Origin of the sequence: Sulfuricurvum sp. RIFOXYD12_FULL_44_77 (genome assembly GCF_001830725.1) — a bacterium.
Taxonomy (GTDB): domain Bacteria; phylum Campylobacterota; class Campylobacteria; order Campylobacterales; family Sulfurimonadaceae; genus Sulfuricurvum; species Sulfuricurvum kujiense_A.
Map to the genome: position 1 here is coordinate 1 of NZ_MIBU01000213.1, position 1,075 is coordinate 1,075.

The window sequence follows — 1,075 nt, forward strand, 5'->3', positions numbered from 1 at the left end:
GAAAACTCACGCACCAGCTCTGCCGCATTGGCATTGATAATACCGCCCCCGAGATACAAAAGGGGACGTTTAGAAGCCGCAATCGCATCGATCGCTTTTTTGATCTGACGGGTGTTCCCTTTTGTCGTCGGTTTATAGGTTTCGAGTTCAACCTCTTTGGAATAGTCGAATTTAGCAATTTGTGCCGTGACGTCTTTTGGTATATCAACATGTACAGGTCCCGGACGTCCGGTACGTGCGATGTAGAATGCCTCTTTTAGAATACGAGGCAAATCAGCCGCATCGGTAACGAGATAGTTGTGTTTCGTACACGGACGGCTAATACCCACCGCATCAATCTCCTGAAATGCATCGGTACCGATCAACGACATCGGTACTTGACCGCTAATAAGGACAAGAGGGATAGAGTCCATATACGCATCTGCCAAGCCGGTCACACCGTTGGTAAATCCCGGTCCCGAAGTGATCATAGCGACCCCTACTTTTCCGGTCGCTTTCGCATACCCCTCCGCTGCATGTACCGCTGCTTGTTCATGACGGGTCAAAATATGTTGAAAGGAACGCTGTTTATAAATCTCATCATAGACGTTCATGATTGCCCCGCCCGGGTAGCCGAATACGACTTCGACTTCCTCGGCGATGAGTGCTTCGATAACCATCTGTGCACCGCTGATTTGCATGTCGTCTCCTTGTATTACATTAAAAGTTTGTGAATATAACTAAAAAAAATTAGGGAATTATAAAAGAAAATAGCTATAAATTACGTTAAATCTCCAAGAGGAGTGATCCATTCAGGATATATCCTCAATTTCAGGCAAATTAATTTCATCACACTCCAACAATGCCGTCTCTCTTTCTTGTAATGTTGTTTCATCGACAATAGAAGGAAAAACTTTACGTATCGAATCGCGCAATTTTATCACATTGATCGGTTTAAGGAGATATCCGCTTGCACCATTGCGGATTGCATGGATCACCATCTCTTCCTGACCGTGAGACGTCACCATAATGATTTTGGCATTTTTATCGATTTTTTTTAGCTCTTTAACCGCTGTTATTCCATCCATCTCCGGCA

Annotated in this window: 2 protein-coding genes; both read right to left on the reverse strand. The window is 44.5% G+C overall.

The annotated features are described in order from the left end of the window. On the reverse strand, positions 1 to 680 hold a 680-nt coding region (locus tag A2517_RS07800), incomplete at its 3' end, for a thiamine pyrophosphate-binding protein (protein ID WP_294895791.1). Positions 681 to 791: 111 nt separating this feature from the next. Then, a partial coding sequence (locus A2517_RS07805) for a response regulator (protein ID WP_294895793.1) occupies positions 792 to 1,075 on the reverse strand: 284 nt, incomplete at its 5' end.